Source organism: Shewanella gelidii, assembly GCF_014647855.1.
GTDB classification, from domain to species: domain Bacteria; phylum Pseudomonadota; class Gammaproteobacteria; order Enterobacterales; family Shewanellaceae; genus Shewanella; species Shewanella gelidii.
The window spans coordinates 24,970-51,387 of sequence record NZ_BMPZ01000005.1 but is presented as its reverse complement, the minus strand read 5'-3'; the positions used below and the strand labels follow the sequence as shown (position 1 = coordinate 51,387).

At 42.5% G+C, this 26,418-nt stretch carries 18 protein-coding genes; 13 read left to right on the top strand and 5 right to left on the bottom strand.

Going from position 1 to position 26,418, the window contains the following annotated elements; all coding sequences use genetic code 11:
* Positions 1–25 precede the first annotated feature (25 nt).
* Positions 26–1,120 carry a chorismate synthase gene (gene aroC, locus IEY18_RS10760; RefSeq protein WP_188920666.1) on the bottom strand — a complete coding sequence of 365 codons (1,095 nt, stop codon included), beginning with the start codon at positions 1,118–1,120 and terminating at the stop codon, positions 26–28.
* Between the two features lie 77 nt (positions 1,121–1,197).
* Positions 1,198–2,142, bottom strand: coding sequence for a 50S ribosomal protein L3 N(5)-glutamine methyltransferase (gene prmB / locus IEY18_RS10755; protein ID WP_188920663.1), 945 nt, complete (start codon positions 2,140–2,142; stop codon positions 1,198–1,200).
* A 79-nt stretch (positions 2,143–2,221) separates the two neighbouring features.
* Between prmB and smrB the strand changes: the two genes are divergently transcribed.
* A complete protein-coding gene (gene smrB / locus IEY18_RS10750) occupies positions 2,222–2,752 on the top strand; it encodes an endonuclease SmrB (protein ID WP_188920661.1) in 531 nt (176 codons plus the stop codon).
* A 34-nt stretch (positions 2,753–2,786) separates the two neighbouring features.
* On the opposite strand, the gene sixA is transcribed toward smrB, so the two are convergent.
* Entirely contained in the window at positions 2,787–3,257 is a 471-nt protein-coding gene (gene sixA / locus IEY18_RS10745; RefSeq protein ID WP_188920658.1) for a phosphohistidine phosphatase SixA, read from the bottom strand.
* Between the two features lie 177 nt (positions 3,258–3,434).
* Between sixA and IEY18_RS10740 the strand changes: the two genes are divergently transcribed.
* The 3 genes from IEY18_RS10740 (at position 3,435) to IEY18_RS10730 (ending at position 11,474) form a co-directional block, all read left to right on the top strand.
* Positions 3,435–6,224, top strand: coding sequence for an insulinase family protein (locus IEY18_RS10740; RefSeq protein WP_188920656.1), 2,790 nt, complete (start codon positions 3,435–3,437; stop codon positions 6,222–6,224).
* Positions 6,225–6,534: 310 nt separating this feature from the next.
* Positions 6,535–10,809 carry an EAL domain-containing protein gene (locus IEY18_RS10735; RefSeq protein ID WP_188920653.1) on the top strand — a complete coding sequence of 1,425 codons (4,275 nt, stop codon included), beginning with the start codon at positions 6,535–6,537 and terminating at the stop codon, positions 10,807–10,809.
* Positions 10,810–10,895: 86 nt separating this feature from the next.
* Positions 10,896–11,474 carry a hypothetical protein gene (locus tag IEY18_RS10730; protein ID WP_188920651.1) on the top strand — a complete coding sequence of 193 codons (579 nt, stop codon included), beginning with the start codon at positions 10,896–10,898 and terminating at the stop codon, positions 11,472–11,474.
* Between the two features lie 630 nt (positions 11,475–12,104).
* Here the strand turns inward: IEY18_RS10730 and fadJ are convergent.
* Positions 12,105–14,231, bottom strand: a complete 2,127-nt coding sequence (gene fadJ, locus IEY18_RS10725) for a fatty acid oxidation complex subunit alpha FadJ (RefSeq protein WP_188920649.1) — start codon at positions 14,229–14,231, stop codon at positions 12,105–12,107.
* A gap of 6 nt (positions 14,232–14,237) precedes the next feature.
* Positions 14,238–15,548, bottom strand: coding sequence for an acetyl-CoA C-acyltransferase FadI (fadI, locus tag IEY18_RS10720; RefSeq protein WP_188920647.1), 1,311 nt, complete (start codon positions 15,546–15,548; stop codon positions 14,238–14,240).
* Between the two features lie 234 nt (positions 15,549–15,782).
* Here fadI and IEY18_RS10715 point away from each other — a divergent pair, with 234 nt between their 5' ends.
* The 9 genes from IEY18_RS10715 (at position 15,783) to IEY18_RS10675 (ending at position 26,178) form a co-directional block, all read left to right on the top strand.
* Positions 15,783–16,739 (top strand): AAA family ATPase, encoded by a 957-nt coding sequence (locus IEY18_RS10715; RefSeq protein ID WP_188920930.1) that lies wholly within the window; start codon positions 15,783–15,785, stop codon positions 16,737–16,739.
* The gene (locus IEY18_RS10710) at positions 16,740–17,672 is read left to right on the top strand and encodes a DUF58 domain-containing protein (RefSeq protein ID WP_188920645.1); all 933 of its coding nucleotides are present in this window, start codon (positions 16,740–16,742) and stop codon (positions 17,670–17,672) included.
* Positions 17,672–18,346, top strand: a complete 675-nt coding sequence (locus IEY18_RS10705) for a DUF4381 domain-containing protein (RefSeq protein ID WP_188920643.1) — start codon at positions 17,672–17,674, stop codon at positions 18,344–18,346. The genes IEY18_RS10710 and IEY18_RS10705 overlap by 1 nt, the downstream gene beginning before the upstream one ends.
* Positions 18,343–19,332: a vWA domain-containing protein gene (locus IEY18_RS10700; protein ID WP_188920642.1), complete on the top strand. Its 990-nt coding sequence runs from the start codon at positions 18,343–18,345 to the stop codon at positions 19,330–19,332. Before IEY18_RS10705 ends, IEY18_RS10700 begins: the two co-directional genes overlap by 4 nt.
* Complete coding sequence (locus tag IEY18_RS10695; protein WP_188920640.1) at positions 19,329–21,245, top strand: vWA domain-containing protein; 1,917 nt, start codon at positions 19,329–19,331, stop codon at positions 21,243–21,245. The genes IEY18_RS10700 and IEY18_RS10695 overlap by 4 nt, the downstream gene beginning before the upstream one ends.
* Complete coding sequence (locus IEY18_RS10690; RefSeq protein ID WP_188920638.1) at positions 21,239–22,894, top strand: BatD family protein; 1,656 nt, start codon at positions 21,239–21,241, stop codon at positions 22,892–22,894. The genes IEY18_RS10695 and IEY18_RS10690 overlap by 7 nt, the downstream gene beginning before the upstream one ends.
* A 75-nt stretch (positions 22,895–22,969) precedes the next feature.
* Complete coding sequence (locus IEY18_RS10685) at positions 22,970–23,533, top strand: sigma-70 family RNA polymerase sigma factor (protein ID WP_188920636.1); 564 nt, start codon at positions 22,970–22,972, stop codon at positions 23,531–23,533.
* A complete protein-coding gene (locus IEY18_RS10680; RefSeq protein ID WP_188920634.1) occupies positions 23,526–24,230 on the top strand; it encodes a DUF3379 domain-containing protein in 705 nt (234 codons plus the stop codon). Before IEY18_RS10685 ends, IEY18_RS10680 begins: the two co-directional genes overlap by 8 nt.
* Before the next feature lie 634 nt (positions 24,231–24,864).
* Complete coding sequence (locus IEY18_RS10675; protein WP_188920928.1) at positions 24,865–26,178, top strand: OmpP1/FadL family transporter; 1,314 nt, start codon at positions 24,865–24,867, stop codon at positions 26,176–26,178.
* Positions 26,179–26,418: the final 240 nt, after the last annotated feature.

The following is a 26,418-nucleotide window of genomic DNA, read 5'->3' as shown; positions in this document are numbered from 1 at the left end:
TGGGTTTTTCGTTCAATCGATTTAACTATTTCATGCCGATAATCGGTGTGGATGTTTGCACATCGTGATTTTGCGCGCGATGCCTTAACAGGTGATCCATCAACACAATCGCAAGCATCGCCTCTGCAATTGGAACCGCTCGGATCCCAACACAAGGATCATGGCGACCTTTAGTCACAACATCAGCGGTGTCGCCTTGCTTGGTCATGCTCTGACCAGGAATACTGATACTAGATGTTGGTTTTAATGCCATATGCGCGACAATCGGTTGACCGGATGAAATACCACCTAACACCCCTCCCGCATGGTTCGACTCAAACCCATCGACGGACATTAAATCCCGATGCTCTGAGCCTTTTTGCTCAACAACATCAAAGCCGTCTCCAATTTCAACACCTTTTACCGCGTTAATTCCCATCAGCGCATGTGCAATATCGGCATCTAACCGGTCAAAAACAGGCTCACCTAAACCAACAGGAACATTACTTGCCACTACACTGACCTTGGCACCAATCGAGTCACCACTCTTTTTTAGGTCACGCATATATTCATCTAAAGCATCTAGCTTAGATGCATCAGGAAAGAAAAAAGCATTTTGTTCTATTTGAGCAACATCAACTTGCTCAGCGGCAATCGGGCCAAGCTGAGACAGGTAACCATAAATCTCGATATTATGAACTCGCTTTAAATATTTCTTTGCAACAGCACCTGCTGCGACACGCATAGCTGTTTCACGAGCAGAAGAACGGCCGCCACCTCGATAATCACGCGTGCCATATTTTTGCTGATAGGTGTAATCGGCATGCCCAGGGCGGAATAAGTCCTTGATGTTTGAATAATCTTGGCTACGCTGATCGGTATTTTTGATCAGTAACCCTATAGAGGTTCCCGTGGTTTTACCTTCGAAAACCCCAGAGAGCACCTGCACTTCATCGGCTTCACGTCTTGCGGTGGTGTAACGAGAAGTACCAGGTCGACGGCGGTCTAAATCGTGTTGCATATCTTGTTCTGACAACGCCAACCCCGGCGGGCAACCATCAATAATGCAACCAAGTGCAACTCCGTGGCTTTCCCCAAAAGTTGTCACCGTAAAATTTTGACCTATGCTGTTTCCTGCCATCCTTCTTCTTACACCTCTATAACATTGCTAAGTTAAAATAAGAGTAGCTCTATTCGGCATCTCTTTGCCAATGAATACTATTCGCTTTCCTTAAATTGAACAAATAAAGCTGCATTTTCAACCAGTTGATCTCGGGTTATTACGAAAACTCCATCGCCACCATGTTCAAAATTAACCCAGGTGAAAGGAACATCAGGATACTGTTCAATTAAATGCACCATTGAATTGCCAACTTCAACAACAAGTAATCCATCGTCTGTCAGATAATCTGCGGCATTCGCGAGGATCTTTTTCGTGAGATCCAAACCGTCGTAACCGGACGCAAGACCTAGTTCTGGTTCATGATGATACTCATCTGGCATATCACCTATATCTTCTGCGTCCACGTATGGCGGATTTGACACAATGAGATCATAGTGCGGCCCTTTGGGGATCGCTGAGAATAAATCAGACTGCATCGGGAACACACGATCCATCACTCCAAGTGACTCAACGTTAATTTGCGCAACTTCTAAAGCATCTTCGCTGATATCAAGTGCATCAACTTCTGCTTCTTCAAACTCGTAAGCACAAGCAATCGCAATACACGCGCTACCCGTACATAAATCAAGGACTCGATTTACATGCTTGTTATATAGCCAAGGGCTAAATCGATTTCCTATCATCTCTGCGATAGGCGAACGAGGCACAAGCACACGTTGATCCACGTAAAAATCAAGCCCCGCAAACCGCGCTTGGTTTGTTAAATAAGGAACCGGCAATCGTTCTTGAACACGGCGAATAATCAATTCGACAATTTTATGTTTCTCACTACTGGTCAGGTTTGAATGGATCACCTGCTGACCGATTTCCTCGGGCAGGTGTAGCGCATGAAATACGAGTGATACTGCTTCATCCCAAGCATTATCGGTACCGTGACCATAGTAGATGTTAGCGTCATTAAAACGGCTCACTGCCCAGCGCAACATATCACCAACTGTGCGTAACTCTGTTACCGCTTCGTCTACAAAAATTTTATCCAAAACAAACTCCAGCTTTTTAATACCGGCTCATTGTAACTGAAGTCTATTCATATGGCATGAGATTCAATAAAATAGCCTAATGAATAATCCTAAGAATAAACAAACAATGGATGATTTTTCAGCTACTTTTGCTGATATAAAGCCATTGAAACAAGACAAACACCAATTTCGCCAGCCCGTGCAAAAAAAGCGAGCTGCTGCGCCTGCAAGCAAACAGGTTCATGCGGAGGTTTATTTTTCAGACACTTATCAGCCTTTACTCCCTGAAGAAGGTCCAATGCGATGGGTGAGGAATCATGAAGAAAATGCTCATTTAAAGCGGCTAAAACGGGGGGACTATACGCCTGATTTGCTTTTGGATTTGCACGGCCTTCGTCAATCTGAAGCAAAAAGTGAACTGAGTGCGCTTCTACACGCCTGCGTGAAGCAAAACATTCACTGCTGCTGCGTCATGCATGGATTAGGAAGTGGCACCTTGAAGCAGCAAGTTCCTAGGTGGTTAGCTCAGCACCCACAGGTTATTGCTTTTCATCAGGCTCCCAAAGAGTGGGGAGGACATTCATCATTATTGGTATTGATGGACTTAGGTGAATTAGAGTACAAGCGTTAAATCACGAAGATGTTTGGGCTCAGCAGACTAAAACCTAACTAATGGTATGGGGGGTTTGTTGCCATCCCATGCTACAAGATTCGCCGTGTTTATCGATCATTGTAATACCAGAGGTTGCAAACAAGGGCGGCTCCACGCCTTTCACCAGCTCAGCAACAAGGTAACCCAACAGCGGCATATGAGAAATCACTAAAACTTTATCCGCTTTATACTGCTCAGCATAAGCTAATAAGACATCCGCTGCAGTTGTTGGATCCCCTGCAGGAATAATATCGTCCAACACCAACCACTTGCGAGGTGATGGAAAATGTTGACTGATTTCCTGCCAAGTTTGTTGCGCACGGAGATACGGGCTAACCAGTACTAGGTCAAAGTCAGCAACCTGCTGACACAGCCAGTTACTCATGAGCTTTGTGTGATACCGTCCAGAATTCGTCAAGGTTCTTTCCTTGTCAGAAGCTGCATTGAATCCAGCTTCACCATGACGCATCAAATACAGCTGCATACACCTTTTCTCGCTAGCTAAACAATATTTTAGAATCTAACTTTGATTGTAGCGTTAAATCGCCCTACAACAAACCTTCAATTTGTTAATCTTTAGTCGATTAACCTCGCATATATTTGCTAAAAACGCCTTATCCCATCACTATATAGTAAGTAAAAAAAAGAATAGGCATTCCGATTGACTCGATCTGAGCAAATAACAATCAGCCCTAATGATCATCGGCAGTATAAATATCTTACGCTGGAGAACTCGCTACGGGTCCTATTAATCCAAGATACAATGGCGACACAAGCTGCGGCTTCTATGGCTGTTAACGTGGGCCATTTTGACGATCCTGAAGATCGAGAAGGTATGGCTCACTTTTTGGAGCACATGCTATTTTTAGGAACGCAAAAGTACCCTCTGTCTGGTGAATACCATGCCTTTATTAACCAACATGGTGGGAGTAACAACGCGTGGACAGGCACCGAACATACCAATTATTTCTTTAGTATTTCAGCGGACGTTTTTGAAGAAGCTTTAGACCGCTTTAGCCAGTTTTTCATCGCACCTTTGTTTACCGCAGACCTTGTCGATAGAGAGCGCCAAGCTATTGAATCAGAATACAGCCTGAAACTAAAAGATGATATTCGTCGGGTATACCAAGTTCAAAAAGAAACAGCAAACCAAGCACACCCTTTTGCTAAGTTTTCGGTCGGCAATCTTAAAACCCTTTCAGGGGAACAGCACCAGCTTCGTGAAGAATTGATAACCTTCTATAATCAAAATTATAGCGCTAATCTCATGACCCTTTGCGTTGTAGCTCCGATTGAATTGTCAAAAACACAAGCAATGATAGAGGCTTATTTTGGGAATATCAAAAACCAAGATATCGAAAAGTCTTATCACGACACACCACTTTTTACACCGAATGAACTTGGCAAACAAATCAACATTGTGCCCCTGAAAGAGCAAAAACGGCTAAGCCTCAACTTCCATTTACCTGCAGTTGAGCGCCTATACCGGCATAAGCCTCTCACTTTCATCAGCCATTTACTTGGGAATGAAGGCCCCGGCAGCCTCTTGTCCTATCTGAAACTGCGTGGCCTTGCAAACAACATGTCCGCAGGTGGCGGAGTGAGTGGGTACAACTTTAAAGATTATGCCATCACCTTTCAGTTGACAGATAAAGGCTTAGCGAACGTCGATACTATCGTATTAGCAACATTTGAATACATTGAGCTGATACGTACTCAAGGGTTAGAAAGCTGGCGTTATCAAGAACGTGCAAATCTACTCAATATTGCATTCAAGTACCAAGAGCAGATCAAGTCTCTCGATTTAGTCAGTCACCTTAGCATTAATATGCATCACTATCCTGCAGCTGATCTAGTAGTCGGAGACTACCGTATGGATGGCCTTGATATCGAAGAAACGCAGCAACTATTGGCACTGATGAACGCGCAAAATATGCGCCTACAGATCGTAGCACAAGATCTTGATACTGAAAGAACTGCAGATTGGTACCACACCCCCTACCACATCGAAAACTTTACTAAAAAACAACTGCAGGCTTGGCAAGTCAATGGAGTAAGGGCTGAGCTGACTCTTCCAACTAAAAACCCATTTATAATTGAAGATGCACAAACCCGCAGTGAACCTAATGTCGCCGCAAAACCGCTCATCATTCATCAACAGCCAGGTTTTACGCTTTGGCACAAAAAGGATGATCATTTCAACGTCCCAAAAGGTCATTTATATCTTTCTGTAGATTCCCAGGTTGCTTGTAAAACACCGCTTCAAGCAGCAATGACTAAGCTGTACATTGAATTATTATCAGACTATTTGAACGAACACACCTATCAAGCAGAAATCGCGGGGCTACACTACAGTATCTACTCTCACCAAGGTGGGCTCACACTGCATTTAAGTGGTTACACAGGCAAACAAGAAAGTTTGCTCGCTTTATTATTTCAAAAAGGAAGAGAGAGAGCTTTTACTGAAAAACGCTTTACTCAAATAAAAAATCAGCTTATTAGAAATTGGATTAATACGACGCAGACCAAGCCCATTTCTCAATTATTCACCAGTCTAACCGTCACTCTACAGAAATATAGCTACGAACCAAAACGCCTTGCTGACTGCTTAGAAGACGTGACACTCGAAGACCTAAATTCTCATATTGATGATTTCTATGAGCACACCCATGTCGAAGGATTTGTTTACGGTGATTGGCTGAGTACTGAAGCGAAAAGCCTAGCGACCTCCGTACAAGCAACCCTAAGCAAAGTCAGTCAGCCCAGTACAGAGTCAACCCGAGAGCTCATCAACCTAACTGGCTGCAAAACATTATTCAGAGAATTAGAAGTAGCGCATCAAGATAGCGCGATAATTGTCTACTACCAGTCAACGACCTCGACACCCGAAAACATGGCGCTATTTAGTTTGCTAAATCATACCATGTCATCCACATTTTTTAACGAACTACGGACTAAACGTCAGCTTGGGTATATGGTAGGTACTGGTTATTTGCCCCTAAACCGCCACCCAGGGATGATTTTTTATGTCCAATCTCCTTCTGCTGGCCCTCTGCAACTCCTTGAAGCCATTGATGAGTTTATCGCAGATTTCAATTATGCAGTTTTACAAATCACCAACGAACAGTGGGAAACAACAAAGCTCGGGTTAATTCAACAAATTCTTGAATCTGATAGCAACTTAAAAACTCGCAGTCAGCGTTACTGGATTAGTATCGGTAACAAAGATCATCAGTTTAATCAAAGAGAAAATGTCGTAGAGCAAATAAAACAGCTAACTCGTGCGGACTTAATCCGATTCATGGTCGCTTCGATGCGAAGCAAAAATAGTGATCGTCTCGTACTGTACAACACTGGCGAACAGCATAAGCAACAAACCCAGTTGAACACTAGACATGTACTGACCGACTTGCGAGCATTCAAGAAAAACTCGAAGAAATTCCAGTTGTAGCACCGATGAATTGGAGAAAACCCAGGCTTGACAACTTCTGCAAGAAGAACAAACACCATGCGTTCCTCTAGCAAGAATCAATACAAAGGAACCACTATACAGTCAAACCAGCTAGCTCATCTCTTATCGGTGAAATAATTGACCATACATCAGGAATGACTAAACATAAGCATCTTCTACGTTCGGCACAAATGTCTAGACATCAAACGAATTACTGACATGTTCTTTTGACAATGGCTGATGATTCTGGAAAAGTGGGATACATTGCAGCCATTCCAAGCACAAACGACTAATAAATAAGCTAGAATCTATGCCTATCAACATTTTAACGAAAGCTATATTTCTTTTCTTTTGGCTTGTGTGCTCTTTTGCACAAGCGAGAGAGTATGCTTCTGAGCCACAATTCCCAATTGAATTACAATCAACATCTTACAATGTTACAGAGGGTCTATCACAAAGCACGGTTACCTCTATCGCACGAGATCATTACGGTTACACTTGGTTTGGTACTTTAAATGGATTGAACCGATTTGATGGAACTAAATTCAAACAATATTTCGCAGATAAAAAATCCGAATTACCAAGTTCATTTATTCGAAGTTTAAAGTCAAACGATAAAAAGCTATACATAGGTACTGATAAGGGGTTAATTGTTTACGATCTTGTAAAAGACGAATTTTATCCCTTAGAAAACACAGAGTACTTAAAATCACTACCGATTTGGTCACTTGATTTAATAGGTGACCATTTGTACATTGGGACTGAAAACACATTATTCTCTTATGACTTCAGTTCAAAAACGACAACTAAATTAACTGAAAACAAAAACTTTCGCGGGATAAAGAAGGTCATAAAGGAAAGCCACAACGTTTACCTAAGAACTTACGATGGATATATATATGAAGTAACAAACAGCGAGGATAAATTATTAACAAAGGGAACAATAAATCTTCTCCAAGGCGCTAAAGACTATGGTTTTGTTTTTCGTGACAACATATGGATAAACTCAAAAACAAACTTTCGCGTGGATATAGATGCTGCCACAACATACGACAATGACAATATTGCATACATTAAAAACTCTAACATTAGCATCACGAATGGAATAACCACAAAAACCATTGGAAAAATAAACTTTGATACAAAGGGTTTTGAAAACATAGAAATACATTCATTAAATGGGGATTTCTATATTACTGCTGATAACAAAGGAGTAACCATAATAGGAAAAGAACGTAATTTAATCAAACGCCTAGCTGCAGCAAAGAACAACGTTTGGTCTATAGTTCAATCCGAATCAGGCCTTTTTTACTCAAGCGATGATACACAATTTATAAAAACATATAAAAAAGATTTCACCATTAATAGTTTGATAGATATCGGTATTGCTGGCCCTAAACATTTAGCAATTACTACCAGCCATCTTTATATAGGTTCCCATAGAGGTATACATCTTTATAATATAAAAACAGGAAAAGTAAAACAATTGCATAAAGGAAGCTTCACTTCCATTAGCAGTGATATTGACTCAAATGAAATATATGCAGGAACATCTGACGGTAAATTGCTTACAATAAACTACCTAACCAGAACGCACAGCTTATTTGACACAAAAATTGAAAACCCTATATATGACATCACAAAAAAAAATAGGGTTTTCTATATATCATCTCAATCAGGATTGTATGAAAAAAATGGCGATATAATAAAGCCTTTATATAACGATGAGCTTGTAGCCTCACTTAAAATGCTAGGTGACATCTTATATTTTGGCACATCTACATCTATCATGACATTTTCAACTAAGACTAATTCGATAAACACAATATACAAAGATCAAAAAATAATATATTCAATGGAAATCTCTGGAGACTATATTATTGCTGCATCATCTAACAACGTAATAGCATATAACTCTTCAAACAAGAAACTAATCAACCTTTCTTCAATTCAAGGTGCTCAAAAAGAATACAACTCACAAGCAAGCACTACTTTAAAAGGGAATGTATTCCTCGGAGGAAAAGACGGAATCAGCTTATTGAATATTGATGAGATTGAATACTTTATAAAAAAACGAGGGGCGCCAATTACAAACTTAGAAGAACTGTTAATTTTTAACTCCCCAGTAATAAACACAGAAGAATACTACACAGATAGTATAAACGAAAGCCAATTGTTAAAAGTAAAATATTCAGAATACCCTTTAACGATAAAGTTCAATGCTCCAAATTTTTCAAAGAATGAATTATTATACAAATACAGGCTATACGGTTTATCCGAAGAATGGATTAACTCCAATGGAAACCACTATGCCACATACACTAATTTACCTCCAGACACATATATTTTTGAAGTTTATGCAATAGACCTCGTGACTGGGAATTTAGGAAGTAAAAAAGTAATAAATATTGAAATAACCCCCCCATGGTGGTACTCGACTAGTGCAAAAGCAGTATACATTTTCATATTTGTGTTCTTATTATACCTAAGTATAAAGTTGATACTTAAACGACGGGACACGCAAAAAAAGATAGCTCAAAGTGAAGAAAGATTGAAGCTGTCATTATGGGGCAGCGGTGATGAAATGTGGGACTGGGATATTGAATCTGGAAAAATTTTCCGTTCGAATATTTGGGGTGAACTCGACTTTCCAAAAGATGGTCAGCGCTCCGGTCTTAATAATGAAGAAAGCAATATACATCCAATTGATCAAAAAAGAGTACAAGAGGCACTTGATAAACACTTTTATGGCGAAACCGATCATTTTGAGGCTGCGTATCGCGTAAAAGCGAAAGATGGTCAGTGGGTCTGGATATTGGACAGAGCTAAAATCGTTGAAAGAGATCAAAATGACAATGCGCTGCGTATGACAGGTACTATTAAAAATATCAATAACTTCAAACATGCAGAAGAGCAATTAAGGCTGTTTGAACGAGCCATTGAAAATATATCTGAAGGGGTTTTCATTCTCGATAGCAATTATCGTTTTGTAGAAGTCAATGAAGCATGTTGCAGTATCGCACTCAAGTCTCGGAACTATTTTATCGGTCAGATTCTTCGCTTTGATTTATACCCTGAACACTTTTCAGATAAAATCAGAGCTATATTAAGCCAGCAAAGTCAATGGTATGGTGAAGTTGAGGCGTCTAAAGGCGATGGTTCGAGCTTCTCGATGGAACTGACTATAGATGCGATATACGATGCAGCCGGTGAGCTGAGCCATTATGTCGGCGTTTTTTCGGACATTTCGATACGAAAAAAACAAGAAGAAGAGCTTAGAAAACTTACCAATACTGATTTGTTAACTGGTTTACCAAACCGCTCAAACCTCCAAGTTACTCTAGGCCATATAGTCAAAAGAAAGGCTCCTCATGCGCTAATGGTATTAGATATTGATAACTTTAAAAGAATTAATGATTCATTAGGGCATCAAATAGGAGATGAGTTACTTATACAAATTGCACATAGAATTCACGAACAGATTTCTAAAGACGCAATTATATATAGACTAGGTGGAGACGAATTTGCAATTTTAGTCGATAATACTTTCGCTTTAAATGCCAGTACCGCAATAGCTTCGCGAATAATTGAATGCTTCAGAAATCATTTCGAAGTTGACAACGAAAAGCTAACCATTGGAGCAAGTATAGGCATCGTGCTTTACCCTGAAGACGAGATCGACGAAAAAGCACTATTACGGAAAGCAGATATTGCAATGTATTATGCGAAATCAGCAGGCGGAAACCGATACCAATTCTTTTCTGAGTCACTAAATAAAAACGCAATCAAACAATTGGAAACAGAAAACCTGATACGAGATGGTTTAAAAGATGATTTATTTGAAGTTTATTATCAACCAAAAGTGAACATAAAGCTCAATGAAATTACGGGTATGGAGGCGTTGGTTCGGCTAAACCACCCTGTATTTGGTTTAGTCCCCCCGAATGAATTTATACCTTTCGCAGAGTCTAATGGTTTAATTGTAGAAATAGGCGACATTGTTTTAAGAAAAGCATGTTTTGCAGCCCATCAATGGGTGGAATCTGGATTGTTTCAAGGGCGTGTAGCCATTAATTTGTCATCTCACCAATTCGCATTACCAGATCTCGTAGAAAGAATAGATTCAACACTAAAATTGACCAAATTACCTCCTAAACATTTGGAGTTGGAAATAACAGAAGGCACTGTGATCAAAAATCCAGAAAAAGCCATAGAAGTTATGAAACAACTAGCTGATAAAGGTGTTCACCTTGCACTAGATGACTTTGGCACAGGATATTCTTCCCTGTCTTATTTAAAACGCTTTCCGATACATACGCTGAAGATAGATAAAAGTTTTGTCGATGACATTGATAAATCAGAACAAGACATGAAAATGGTAGACTCTATCATTACTATAGCTCATAACATGGGGTTATCTGTGATTGGAGAAGGCGTAGAAGATATGTCACAACTCAATATCTTAAAGGGGTTAAACTGCCAAGAAATACAAGGTTTCTTGTTTAGCAAAGCAATCCCTCATAACGAATTTTCAGAATTATTGGAAAAACAAAGCGCAATGCTAAATGTGACCAATATCAAATAGTTAAAATTTGCCAATACGAAGAATTGGCACAAGAACTGCTATGTACTCTCGACGTCAATTTATTGAAAACAACGAGAGTACATACAATGATAACTGGATTAATTACTTTAACCTCTTTATTAATAAGCACACCAATAGAGACAGCTAATACAGCACAACTTATATCAGGAAACAAGAGCTCACATCCTCTCGTAAAGGTTTTTGATTTAAAAACAAAAAAAAGCAAATCAACTCACATTATAAGCCTACCAATTATCAAGCATGGCTCTAATCAAGTTGCCGGGCTTCCCATAGTCAGACATGAACCTATTCAAATTGCCGGCCTCCCCATCGTTAGACATGAACCGATTCAAGTTGCCGGCCTCCCCATAGTTAGACATGAACCTGTTCAAATTGCCGGCCTCCCCATAGTTAGACATGAACCCATTCAAATTGCCGGCCTCCCCATCGTTAGACATGAACCTGTTCAAATTGCCGGCCTCCCCATAGTTAGACATGAACCTGTTCAAATTGCTGGACTTCCAATTGTCAGACATGACCCCATTCAAGTTGCTGGTCTCCCCATAGTCAGACATGAACCGATGAAGTTTGCTAGCTTAGAACACTTATGGAATAAACAAATAGAACAATCACAAATCACTTATTCATTTACTGAAATCGCTTAAGGAGTTCACAATGTTAGATTCTTTGAAAAAAGCACTTGGTCTATCTAAAACAACTCGTAAGCAAGTAAAGTTGCCTGAAGGTTTGATGCACTTGGAAGAAGTTCCTGCAAAAGGTTGGTGGAACTAACGCAATAAATTTGCATTTGCTTAGCATACGAAAAAGGAGCCTCTGGCTCCTTTTTTCATGACTGCAGCTCATGAATTAAAATTGCAGATTAACATCGTCACGCTGGGTACTGCGCCGATATGCAAGTTGCTTGTGTGTCATAAACAAAGGCCATACTAAAGGGCCAAATACACTTCCAAGAACAGCCCAGCGCCATACTGACAACCCATGTTTAAACGCTAAATACCCTAACGAGTACCCGCACAACATAGAAAAAATGAATATCAATCCAGCCACTTACATACCTCTATACATAAAAAAAGCATTATATCGCATTTTGAAATAACACTTTTACCTTACAAATGTGGACAGATGATAACCGAAAACCACTCAAATCTGAACAAATAACAGGCAAGGCTGTGCCGGAAAGAGTAAAAAAAGCGGCAATCAATTGCCGCTTTTTAAATACCGGAAAGCTATCGTTGCCTCCCTTTCCTATTCACGCTCATTGAGTAAATCCAATCTTATTCAAAAAAGCGCGCATCAGAGTCCGCCATGGTTTGTAGCAACTGACAAGGTTCAAACCGTTCACCATATTTTTCTTGGTACCCTTGCAGTTGTTGCACAACGCTTCCGATACCAAGACTATCCATGTACCTAAACGGACCGCCCAAAAATGGTGGGAAACCAATACCAAAAATAGCTCCAATGTCACCATCTCGTGGATTGGCAATAATACCTTCTTCGAGGCAGCGAGCTGCTTCATTGAGCATTTGTAAGACGCAACGCATTGTTACATCAGCAGCATCCAAACTTTCCGAAGGTGTGATGCCTAAAATGTTATAGACAGTTTCATCAACTTGTTTTTTACCCTTCTTTGCCTGCTTTCCGTATACATAAAAGCCTTTTCCGTTTTTACGGCCTTTGCGATCATCAGCAAGGAGCTTGTCAAACGCACTTGGCGCAACAAATCGCTCTCCTAACTCACGCTGCAAAATCGGGGATATCTTCGCTCCCACGTCAATTCCAACTTCATCCAATAAAGTCATTGGGCCAACAGGGAATCCAAACTTCACAAATGCACGATCAAGTTTGGCAACATCTTGCCCTTCTAAGAGTACTTGTGCCGTTTCATTCATATAGAGCGCTAAGATGCGATTGACATAAAAACCCGCACCATCTTTGACAACGATTGGTGTTTTTCCTTGCTGCTTTGCAAAAGCAACGGTTGTCGCAATGGTTGCTGGAGAAGTTTTGTCATGGGCTATGACTTCGACTAACGGCATTTTTTCAACAGGTGAGAAATAATGAAGACCAATCACGTTTTCAGGTCGTTCCGCCACAGCGGCTATTTGGCCTATCGGCAATGAAGAAGTGTTAGAAGCAAAAATAGTATCTTGGTGACACTCTCTTTCGACATCCTTGACCATTTGATGCTTAAGATCTAAGTCTTCAAAAACTGCTTCGACAACAATATCCGCATCTTTTACACCAACATAGTCTGTCGTTGTTGTCATCAATGCCATCAAGCCGTCTCGCACTGCGGGTGTCATATGACGACGCTTTACCCCTTTCTCTAACAATTTATAGGCGTAAGCTAGTGCATTACTCAATCCTTGTTGATTGATGTCTTTCACTCTCACCGGAACCTTAGCCTTAGTGGTTGTTACTGATGCAATTCCGCCTCCCATTAAACCACCGCCAAGCACCATAGCTTTTTTCACCACTTTGGGTTCAACACCTTGTGCACCCGTTTCCTTTTTCATTTCTGTGGTCGCGAAGAAGATAGAGCGCAGTGCTGCGGACTCAGGCGAAGCAACTAAATCTGCAAAATGGCTTGCTTCGACCTCTAAGCCATGGCTTATCCCACGGTCTAACCCTTGCTTAACACAATCAATAATTTTTTCAGGAGCAGGATAATTACCTTGTGTTTTTTTAAGTACCTGCTTGGCTGCTTGGTCAAACATAATGTTCCGTCCAACTTTCGTCAGTTCAAGCACGGTATTGATCTTACTTTGTTTAGGTTTTTGACGAACAGGGTTGCCTTGCAATGCCATTTGAACCGCTGTTTCCAGCAAAATTGACTGGGGAACCACGTCATCGACAAGCCCCATTTTGAGCGCTTGTTTTGGCCGAACTTGCTTACCGGTGAGCATCATATCAAGGGCTTTAGCAACGCCAACTAAACGCGGTAACCTTTGTGTACCGCCGCCACCAGGGAGTAATCCGAGTTGGACTTCAGGAACGCCAAGCATGGTTTTCTTATTGTCGGTCGCAACGCGTTGATGACAAGCAAGTGCAAGTTCTAACCCGCCCCCTAGACATGCACCATTAATTGCCGCGACAACCGGAATGTTTAGTTCAACCAATTCATTAAATACGAGGTGCCCTTGAGAGGAAAGCGCCTTCGCATCTGCGGCGGTTTTACAGGCATCAAGCATGGCGATGTCTGCACCCGCAACAAAAGAATCCACTTTGCCAGATATAATTACCAAACCACGAATCGATTGGTCAGATTTTATTTCTTTCAAAATCTCACTGATTTCACTGCCGAATTCCGCACGGAGCGTATTCATGGTTTCGCCCGGTACATCCATAGTCAAAATGGCAACACCGTCTTCGCGGCGGCTTAAATCAAAAGTCTTTTCCATGTCTTTTTACTCCACTTCCACTATCATCGCCGCGCCTAGACCACCCGCCGCACATGCGGTCGCAAGACCGGTTCCGCCACCTCTGCGCTGCAACTCATTACAGAGCTGAGTAATTAACCGTGCCCCTGTTGCTGCAAAAGGGTGACCATAAGCCAATGAACCACCAGTCACATTAAACTTATCCATATCAATTTCGCCAATAGCACGGTTACGACCAAGTTTTTCTTCGGCAAACTTCTTCGACCCAAACATTTTCATATTGGCTAGTGCCTGCGAGGCAAATGCCTCATGCATCTCAATCAAGGTTAAATCTTCTAACTCCATACCGGCTCTTGCAAGGGCAAGAGGGGTCGCATAAGAAGGCCCCATCAATAAATCTTCCCAAACATCAATTGCGCTAAATGCATAGCTTTTTAGATAACCGAGTGGCTGATAACCCATTGCTTTGGCTTTAGACTCATTCATCAACAAAATTGCTGAAGCCCCATCTGTCAGCGGCGTACTATTCGCAGCGGTTACAGTGCCATGCTTTCTGTCAAAGACAGGGCGTAGCTTAGCGTAAGATTCAAGCACTGAGTCTTCACGAATATTGTTATCCCGTTCGATGAATTGTTTGTAAGGGGGAACATGCGCGGTCATGACTTCCTGGGTTAGGTTTCCTGAATTCCATGTTGCTGCAGCTAACGTATGGGAACGATGTGCAAGTGCATCTTGATCAGCACGACTGATGCCGTGGGACTTTGCCATCTGCTCTGCAGTTTGTCCCATCGAAAAGCCCGTAGAGTACTCGGCAACAGCCGGTGGCACTGGTAACAGGTCTTTCAGACGCAGTCGTTTAGCGATAGCAAGTTTTTGTCCAAGCGTGCGCGCCTTATTCAAATCGACTAACGAATGAGCCAACCTTTTTGATACGGTAATCGGTAAAACTGAAGAGGAGTCCGAGCCACCAGCAATGCCCACATCAATGGTGCCTGCCATAATAGATTCGGCAATATTCACCGTGGATTGAAAGCTCGTCGCACAGGCTCGAGTCACGCTATACGCATCTGTCGCAACGTCCATACCAGTGCCCAACACGATTTCACGAGCAATATTGGGCGCGGCAGGCATTTGGATAACCTGCCCATAAACAAGTTGTTCGACAACTTTAGGATCGAGCTCAGCGCGAGAAAGTAGCTCATTTACAACCATTTTCCCCATGTCTAGTGCTGAAACACCATGAAACGCGGTTGCTTGCTTAGCAAATGGGGTTCGAAGTCCTGCAACAATTGCGATCCGATCGCCATTGGCATTAGTCACCCGTTGTCTATCACTCATTTGTCGCCCTCAATTTATGCATACTTTTTACCTAAAATTAGGTAACGTATTGTTTATATCCTTGTTAACCCGTACCGCTTTAACAGGTCAGACCATAAAAGTGTGATCTGATTCTAACTTTTTAATCTCAAGTTTTAAACACTTGTTTGCATTTTTACACTAGCCAACGGCATATGGAATTATTTACCATATGTGCAGTCTATTGATCAGTAGAACAATTATTTGAGTAACACCATGCCTTTGAGCCGATTTGAATCCTTAAAAAACTATCTCAATCTTGTCATATTGGGACAGCCATGTTTGACTGAAAACCTACTTATTGCATTACTTGCAGATGGCCACTTACTCGTGGAAGGCCCCCCAGGTCTTGCTAAAACCCGAGCAGTGAAAGCTTTGTGCGATGGCGTTGAAGGAGATTTTCATCGAATTCAATTTACGCCCGATTTGCTTCCGGCGGATCTAACCGGAACCGATATTTATCGAGCTCAAACAGCGACGTTTGAATTTGAAGCTGGTCCTATTTTTCATAACCTAATCTTGGCAGACGAAATCAACCGTGCACCGGCAAAAGTGCAGTCTGCTCTACTTGAGGCGATGGCTGAAGGGCAAGTCACAGTAGGAAAAAATAGCTACCAGCTTCCTGAACTATTTTTAGTGATGGCGACGCAGAACCCACTCGAAAACGAAGGGACCTACCCGCTACCCGAAGCGCAGTTAGATCGTTTCCTGATGCATTTAAACCTAGACTATCCATCAGCTGAAACTGAACTGGAAATTTTACGTTTATCTCGAAATGAAGCCATGACCAAGACCATGCCTCAAATTGAGAATTTGTCGCAAGAGGAAATATTTGCAGCACGTAATGAAGCACTACAACTGTATCTTGCCGAGCCTCTGGAAAATTACATTGTCGATATTGTCATGGCCACCCGCCAGACTCATAAATACAGCGATGAACTTGCCAAATGGTTGGACTATGGTGTCAGCCCTCGAGCTACTCAATCCATTGAGAGATGTGCTCGAGCGAGAGCTTGGTTGCATAATCGAGATTTTGTTTCACCAGAAGATATACAAGCAGTAACACCGAATGTACTGCGCCATCGTCTACTTTTGAGCTACCAAGCGCAAGCTGAAGGTATCAGCAGGGACGACGTCATTCACCACATTTTAAGTTTGGTAGCCGTACCTTAAATGTCTGAACCCATATCACTTCCCCTGTTTGCCGATGGTATTCATTTAAATCAGCAAGAGCTTATCGCTTGCCAAGCTATCGCAAAAGCCATTCCCGAGCGCAACAATCGTGCTCGGGCCAATCTTGCCGGCCATCGCGGCAGCCTCATCAAAGGGCGCGGCATGGAGTTCGCAGAAGTCAGACATTATCAGAGTGGTGATGATGTGCGAACCATTGACTGGCGAGTCACAGCCAGAACAGGTAAAGCACACACAAAACTTTTTGTTGAAGAACGTGAGCGCCCTGTCATTATCTTGGTTGATCTCAGCGCGAGCCTTTATTTTGGCTCAAGCCTGATGCTGCAATCGGTACAAGCAGCGCACCTCGCTGCGGCACTGGGGTGGAACGCAATAGAGCACGGCGACAAAATTGGCGCACTGATCTCGTCAGAAACAGAACATATTGAGCTTAAGCCCAGAAGCCGACAGCAAGGCATATTAAGTTTGATTTCCGCAATGGCGAAAGTACATGGAAACCAAATCAAGCAATTTGCATCTCGAACTACTGATAAAAACCATCTTGCCGAAGCGTGTCAACGACTTCAGCGACTGGCCAAGCCAGGATCACTCATTTGGATTGTTTCAGATGGATACAACATCAATGATACCTGCATCCCACCGCTATCAGAGCTAAAGCGACATTGCGACATCGGAACTTTCCTCATTACCGACCCATTGCGCCAAGGCACAAAGGCGCTCCCAAAGCAGTTTCGTTTGCCAGTGAAAGATGCAGAGCAAGAACGAATACTCGATAGAAAGAGCTATCAACACTGGTTAAACGGCCAGCTTTCTCAACAAAATAATGTGGCACAAATGCTAGCGAAACTAAACATTGAAACCCGTTATATCGATGCAGCGAAAACATTAGCCGACCAAATGGAGTTGCTCCGCTAATGTTTACAACTATGATGAACCGAACAGACAGCACCCTTAACGAACCTGAAAAACTCATCGGCAAAGGGCGATTCAGTCAAACCTTGAAGTTGTTCAGCCTGGCTTTAGCAACCCAATCAAACTACGCCATAGCAACAATTGAGGAAGCAAACCCCGCACTTGCACAACTTAAAGATATTGTGACTCCAGAGCCTATTGGCGTCTGGCCAATCGCTTTGGGTTATGTCGTGCTCGCATTTATTTTAATCGCTACTAGTCTCGGTATCGCGCTTTACTTAATTCGCCGTCAACGGCGCTACGCGATTATAAAACTTGGGATCAGCGCGATTAAATCAATCGAATATGATGAAACTAAAACCGCACTCACACTCAGTAGTACATTAAAGCGCGTTGTGATGCATTATGTGCCCAGAGAGCAAGTGGCTAATTTAACCGGCCCGGCATGGCTTCATTGGTTAAAAGCTCAAATTCCAGAACACAAAAACCAACATTTTGAATGGCAGCACTTAGAAAAGATGTTCAACCAAAGCTATCAACCGATTGCAATTAGCCAAGAAGATTGGCAGCACGCAAAAACATCTGCAATCCTATGGCTAAAAGTAGTGGCACCAACCCTAACCTGCCAGCCAAAGCATCTTCAACAAACCAGTGTGGCTCAGGAGTTCAAGTCATGATTTCTTTCGCATGGCTATGGCTCGTTTTGTTGCTGCCACTGCCATTTCTCATTAAAAGAAAGCCACAAGCACAAGCTAGTGGCCATCTGCTGCTTCCTGGCGCTGCAAGTCGTATCCACACAACATCTCACAGCAATACCAATTTGAGTAACAAAGGCAGTTGGTTTATTTGGTTAATGCTAATCGCAGCCCTCATTCGACCACAATGGCTAGGCGATCCCATAGACCTCCCCAGCCGTGGACGCGACTTAATGCTGGCAGTGGACTTGTCTGGCAGCATGCAAATCGATGATATGGTTATTGATGGAAAACGCGTTGATCGTTTTCGACTCATCCAGCATGTACTCAGTGAGTTTATCGAGCGTCGTCAAGGAGATAGGCTCGGCCTCATTTTGTTTGCCGATCACGCGTATTTGCAATCTCCGCTCACTCAAGATCGACGTTCAATCGCACAGTTTTTAAAGGAAGCACAAATCGGCCTCGTCGGAAAACAAACTGCCATTGGTGAGGCCATAGGTCTCGCGGTCAAACGCTTTGATAAAATCGAACAAAGTAACCGCGTGTTGATCTTGTTAACTGATGGGACCAATAACGCAGGGAGCATCACCCCAGAACAAGCAGCTGAAATAGCTAAGCAACGGAACATCACCATTTACACAATCGGGGTTGGTGCTGAAGTTCTTGAGCGCCGATCCTTTTTTGGTACAGAAAGAGTTAACCCTTCTTCAGATTTAGATGAGACACAACTCAGCCACATAGCAAGTCTCACCGGCGGGCAATACTTTAGAGCCCGAAATACGGAAGAGTTACAAGAAATCTATCAAGCAATTGATCAACTCGAACCCGTCAGCCGTGAACAATTGAGCTATCGACCAAAAACAGAGCTGTTCTATTGGCCACTTGCCATCGGCCTAATTTTAAGCTGCTTACAATACTTAGCCTCTTTACACATTTTCACCAAACCGCTGCGGAGGCCGAAGTCATGACGTTACATTTTATTCGACCCGAATGGCTTTGGGCTATTGTGCCTCTGCTTATACTTTGCTTGATCAGTTGGCGAAGAAAATCACACAGTCATGGATGGCATCGTTATATTGCGCCACACCTTGCCAACGTTTTGGTAAACGGTGAACACACAACGACCAAATACAACCTATATAGTCTAGGTTTTGCTTGGCTTATCGCGGTTATTGCATTGGCAGGACCTGCAGTCAACCAGCAAGAACTTCCCGTTTTTGCGAGCCAGCAAGGTCGTGTACTGGTGATGGATATGTCACTCTCAATGTACGCCACCGATCTCACCCCAAATCGATTAACACAATCCCGTTTTCGGGCGATTGATTTTCTTAAAACAATCAAAGATGGAGAAACGGGCTTGATTGCCTATGCAGGTGACGCCTTCACCATTAGCCCGCTCACAACGGACTCGGCAACTTTACTTAACCTTATCCCAACATTAAGCCCTGATATTATGCCTGTTAGAGGGTCTAATTTAGCGCTCGCCATAAACCAAGCAAAAAGCCTATTAGCTCAAGGGGGACACATTCGAGGCGACATCATCGTTTTGACCGATGGTGTATCTCCAGATGAGTTTAACGAGAGCGTTCACCTGTTAAAACAGACAGGGTATCGATTGGGCATACTTGCGTTAGGCAGCCCTCAAGGATCTCCAATCCGTCTTCCTGACGGTCAGCTATTGCGAAATAGCAGTAATGAATTAGTCATTACAAAAACAGATTATGGACTACTACAGCAACTGGCCGCACAAAGTCATGGCCGTGTATTCATTGCTCAAGCAGACAGTTCAGAAGTCACCACGCTCATTGGCTGGTTAGCACAAGAAGGAAGTGAGGTTGAAACACAGCTCACTGGAGAGGCATGGCGCGATCTCGGTCCTTTTGTGGCACTCCTATTAATTATTCCTGTATTGCTAAGCTTTAGACATGGCTTGTTCGCAAGCTTATGCTTGCTATTTATTCTTCCTTTACCAAAATCTTACGCGATGGATTGGCAAGATCTATGGCAAACCAAAAATCAACAAGCACAGCAAGCTTATCAAGCAAATGACTACGAAAAAGCAGCCAATATATTCGAGCATCAACAATGGCAAGCGTCAGCCCTCTACAAAAATGGCAACTATGAAGCCGCACTGAAGCAATTTGAGCAGGATAAGTCAGCGCGAGGGCATTTTAATCAAGGGAATGCACTCATGCAGATGGGAAAATATGCAGAGGCACAGCAACGTTACCAACAAGCGCTAGAAAAACAACCTGATTTTGCAGATGCCCGAGCAAATCTAGAGTTGGCAAAACAACTCGCTAACCAGCAGTCAAATCCAAACCCGTCTGATGCTGACTCGTCAAACAATCAAGAAGAGAATAACGAGCAAAACCGCGAAGAAAATAGTGAAGGTAGTGAAGGTAGTGAAGGTAGTGAAAAAAATGGTCAGCAAAATAAATCTAGTCATGAAAATAGCGCTGAGCAAAACCAATCAGAACAATCATCTTCAGAGAAAGACTCTTCGACTCAAGACTCTGATGCACAAAAATCACAGCAAGCCAATCAAAATACTCAGTCAGCAACACCAGAAATGGCAGCTGACCCAACACAAAAGAATTTAAACGAACAACAAGCGGGCTCGAAAGAACAAGCACAGCAAGAACAACAAGCGGTTACTCAACAAGAGAACGATAGTTCTGAAAATGACCCAAGTAAATCTGCGCAAGCGCAGCAGCAAGCTAGTGTAAAGCAAAGCGAGCAAGCACTTCCTGAAGAAATGCAGCAGGCTCTTCAAGCCATTAAGGAAGATCCTCAAATATTACTTCGCAATAAAATGCAGCTTGAATATGAGAAACGCCGTCAGCGCGGTCAAAAAGTAAGGGAAAAACAACAGTGGTAATTCGTCATTTAATGATAGCAGCATTTTTATTGATACTTTCAAGCCACAGCTATGCCTTGAGTAGCATTCAGGCTTCGGTTGATAGAAACCCAGTTACCCAAGGTGAGTATTTTGTTTTAAATATTGTGGCCGATGACGAAATTGATGCCGCAAATCTAGATACCTCTGTTTTATTGAAAGATTTTATCGTCGGTCGCACAAGCGTGAGCCGCAGCACTCAGATGATCAATTTTAAAACATCAAAAGAAACCCGGTGGCAAATTCTTCTCGCACCAAAGAATAAAGGGCAAATCACTATCCCTTCCCTACGTATTGATAAAATTGGCTCCAACCCAATTCCACTTAAAGTTGTTGATGCGACGGCAATACCGGAGAAAATGAAAAATCTTTTTATTGAGGCAGAACTATCAAGCCAAGAAGCCTATGTCGGACAAATGCTGATTTATACCGTTCGCCTATTTTTAGCTGCTGAGTTACAACGGGGGGCCATTAACGCTCCAGTACTCGAAGGTGCGAAAATTAAACAAATTGGCGACGACAAAGATTTCGACCAACTGGTGGATGGCCGTAGGTTTCGCGTGATTGAGCGAACCTATGCAATTACACCGAGCTTCCCTGGTGAACTGACGATTGCAGGTGCAAGCTTTGCGGGAGACATACTCATCAATGCACCGGGCCGCCAAGGCTTGTTTACGTTTAATGAAAGCCGTCCTATGCATGCTCGAGCACAAAAACATGTGGTATTGGTGAACTCTTTGCCAGCACACCTGCAAGGTACAGCATTGGTTGCTGACTTAGTGGTATTGAAAGAAAGTTGGCCACAAGAAGACGCAAACAAAACGACAGAATACCAAGTCGGCAGCCCAATCACGCGAGAGATCACTCTCATAGCCTCCAATGCTGACGAGTCACAACTCCCAGAGATTGAACAAAACTTGCCGCAAGGCCTCAAAACTTACCCTGAGAAGCCCCAAAGAAAAAGCATTGTGCGGGATCAACGCCTCGTTTCACAACTAGTCCAAACCACGGCAATTGTTCCAACAACAGCAGGTAGTTTCACGCTTCCAGAAATTATCGTGCCTTGGTGGAACCCACACCTTAAAAAACAAGATTTTGCAAAAATCCCAGCTCGAACAGTTCAAGTCGTCGCACCTGTCCTGCTGCAAGCGACGAATCTTCCGCCCGCGCAGACTTCAGAACCACGAGCAGGATTTTGGCCTTGGCTCAGTGGATTTCTCGCTCTCTGCTGGCTATTGACATTAGGGATGCTGTATCAAGCACGCACAAAGCAACTGACGCAAATATCCGTTGAAAACCTCAGTAATCAGGGACATCCACAAGGGACAAAGGCCAACACTGCACAGGCATTGAACGCGTTACAGATAGCAGCACAAGACAAAAATGCAAGCCAAACGCTCAAAGCGCTTTTGCACTATTATCAGACGGCTTCGAATAAGGAACTCACCCTTATTCAACTCAGCCAACAGCAACCTAAATTAAGCGATACCATCTCACAACTCCAAGCAATTGCGTATGGCGGAAAAAAGCAAACCTATGATTATGATGCGCTTATTTCATTAGTAAAGAGTTTACCTTTGAATGATAAACCAGAGGAAAAAGTAACACTAGACGCGCTCAACCCGTCTTGAACCAAACAAATTCGCTTGCTATTCAGGCTAAGAAACATAAGCTAATAAACATACATATATCAATTAGAATGAAAAATGTTTGATCAATGGCGAAATAAAAATAAGAGTACCACGGTCAATTCTGACATGCTAAGTAAACAACGACGATACAATAGCCTTGTCAGGGCTCTGCACGCAGATATCTACCGCTATGCCTTCTGGTTGTGTGGAGATAAACACGTTGCTGAAGATATAACTCAAGAGACCTTTTTGCGAGCTTGGAAGTCTTTAGATTCTTTAAAAGACGACAAAGCAGCAAAAGCGTGGTTAATCACAATCCTTCGCCGAGAAAACGCAAGACGGTTTGAACGGAAGCAATTTGATTACTCAGATGTTGAGCAGGAACAATTGGTTGATGTTTTCTCAAGTAGCAATGAGGAACATACCGAACAGTATCTGCTACGCAGACAAATTGGCAAGCTAGACGCCGAGTATCGTGAACCTTTACTTTTGCAAATTATTGGCGGATTTAGCGGTGAAGAAATCGCAGAACTTTTGGATCTAAACCGGAATACGGTAATGACTCGACTGTTTCGGGCGCGCAACCAGCTAAAAGACGTTTTAGATACAACAGAAGTGAGAGGTCAAGCCAATGGATGAGCTAAAGTTTCGCCGCCACGCTTATGGTGAGCCACAAAGCCAAGATCCTGAGTTTTTGGCAGCAATAAATGAAGATTCAAGCCGAGAAGAATTCGTCAACGACTTAAAGTTTCTCGATGCAAAACTAGAACAAGCCTTAAAAGTTGATGTCCCAGACGACTTGTCTGACAAACTGATTTTACGTCAACAATTAACGCATCATCATAGCCAACGCAAGAAAACCGGTTTCATGGTCGCTATGGCGGCATCTGTCGCGTTTGTTGCGGGTATTAGTTTTAGTTTATTGAGACTTGCCCCTGTAGATCTAGGTGATCACGCATTAGCGCATGTTTACCACGAAGATGAAGCAATGACTGCGGATCAAAACGTCAGCTTTAAGGATGTAAATGTTCAACTCGCTTCGCTGAAAGGCTTAGAAAATAGCCGTTTTACACAGCAACCGGGTGAAGTTTTCTATACCACTTATTGTGATTTTCAAGGTGTAAAGAGTATTCACCTCGTTATGGAAGGCCAACAAGGCAAAGTCACTTTATTTGTCGTGCCAGCTGAAAAGCGCTTTATGTTGGAAGAATCCTTTGCTGATGAAAACTACAAAGGTATGGGCTTTGAAGCAAACGATGCATACATGCTTGCAGTTGCAGAGCAAGAAGAAGATCTTGAGTATGTAAAAAAGGAAATTATTAACACCTTTATATAGACGCAGCTAAAGTTGCCAAACTTAAAGCTTAAAAAGATCACTGCGGTGATCTTTTTTGTTTTTGTACCTATTTAATCTCCCACCCAATAACTTCCGCTAAATCAGTAATCACAAGCGACGGCAACAGCCTGCCAAAAGTCGAAGCATTTGACGACAACTGAACCACCTATAATCATCAACTCACAAAATCCAACATTTCACCTTGTATTTGGAGGTCTCGCCAAAGGCGCTGCTCACACTAACTTTGCGAAGCCAAGAGCGCTATTGCTTAACTTGTGACATTCAACACTGAAAACCTCAAAAGCGTACACGCGTACGCTTTTGAGGTTTTAGAAAAACTTTTGCAACCACCCCAATTTAACACCACCGCAACATTAGAGCCTTAGCTCTATTTTACCTCTCTGAAAGCTAGGTGTAGAGCCATATTCGGTTTTAGACCATTGATTTTAATACGCCTGAATAATCACTCTAATCAAAAAACGAGATCTACATTTCATTAACAAAAATTTACAACTGGTCGGAGTTGTTGAGCTAACTCCTGCTCCCTAATATGCACTGGTCTAATAAGTTCTTGCGGCAAGGAAAGCCACCAAAAACTACAAATGCGAGAACCACAAAAAAAGAGAAGATAATGATGAAGTACTTCAATAAGACTTTACTTGCTGTATCAATTGCTCTAGTCAGCTCACAAACCATGGCTTCAGGATTTCAATCTAATAGTCAATCAGCCACTGGATTTGGTCGTGCTTTCGCTGGCGACGCCGTGATTGCAGACAACGCCTCTGTTTTATCTCGTAACCCTGCTGCAATGGCTCTATTTGACGAAACCTCATACTCGGTAGGTCTGTCATACATCGATATCGATATCTCAGTGAAAGATATCGAACTCGTTGGGATGCCTCCTGAAAATGGTTATGGCAGTGTTAATAGCGCTGGTACAAATAAGTTCATTCCTAACTTTTACTATATCCAACCCATAAACGATAAGTTTGCATTTGGTATTGGCGCATTCACTAACTTTGCAACAGGGACCGATGCGGGTTCTTTAGCCAATAGCACAATTAATCACCCTGTCACTGGCGACCCAATTCCTGCACCGGTTGATTTGCTTGGAAACACTGAAGTGACCACAATGAACTTCAATGCCAGTGTTTCTTACCGCATTAACGAGCAGTTCAGTGTTGGTGCCGGTATTGATTTAGTCTACGGCCAAGGCACTTTAACGCGTGAAGGTAACTTACCTATTGGCCCTGGTGGCGCTGTTGTACCGGCAAACCTTGTTGACGTTGATGCTGACGGCATTGGCTTTGGTGGTATTGTTGGCGCGACGTACGAAATTGACGCAAACAACCGCCTTGGATTCAGCTACCGCTTTAGCCCAGAATTTAAAGCTGAAGGTGATATCGATACGCTAAACACTCAGCTTGGCGCTGTTGTTTCTTTCGATGAGATTGTTATCCCACTGCCAGATATTATGCAATTTGCGGGCTTCCATCAGCTGAATGAAAAATTCGCGGTTCACTACACAGCGCAACTGACTACTTGGGGTGATTTTGATCAAATTACCGTCAATGAAGGCTCTGTTGCTGGAAATGTGATTGTCGATGAAGCGCCTCTGAAAGTATACCAGTGGGAAGATTCTTGGTTATTCAGCGTCGGCGGTACCTATACAATCAATGACAAATTCACTGCGCGCGCTGGCATAATGAAAGACCAAGCGGTTGCTGGTGAAATTAGCTCGATCTCAATTCCAGATTCAGACCGTACTTGGTACACTGCTGGCTTTAGTTATGCAATGACACCGAAAGCAAGCATTGACTTCGGTTTAGCTGTTGTTCGTGGCGAAGATGCTACAGTTATTGAGAATAGCGCAATTGTTGGTGATATCAGCGCTCACACACGCTCTGACGCTGTATATTATTCACTGCAATATAGCTCAAGTTTCTAACGCTATCTGCAATCATCGGTATTTCAACATGCTCAGTATGAGGATGGCGTTATTTGAAATGCTGAAATGAATAAAAAGGTCGCTTAATTGCGGCCTTTTTTATCTCCTCAACATTTGAGCGTCGCTCAAATGAATATAAAACCTTTCTTCCTATTTTATTTTATTTGAAACCCGCTATATTTATAGGGTTATTGTTGATATAAATCATCTATTGCAGGATCTATATTAAGCAATAACTTA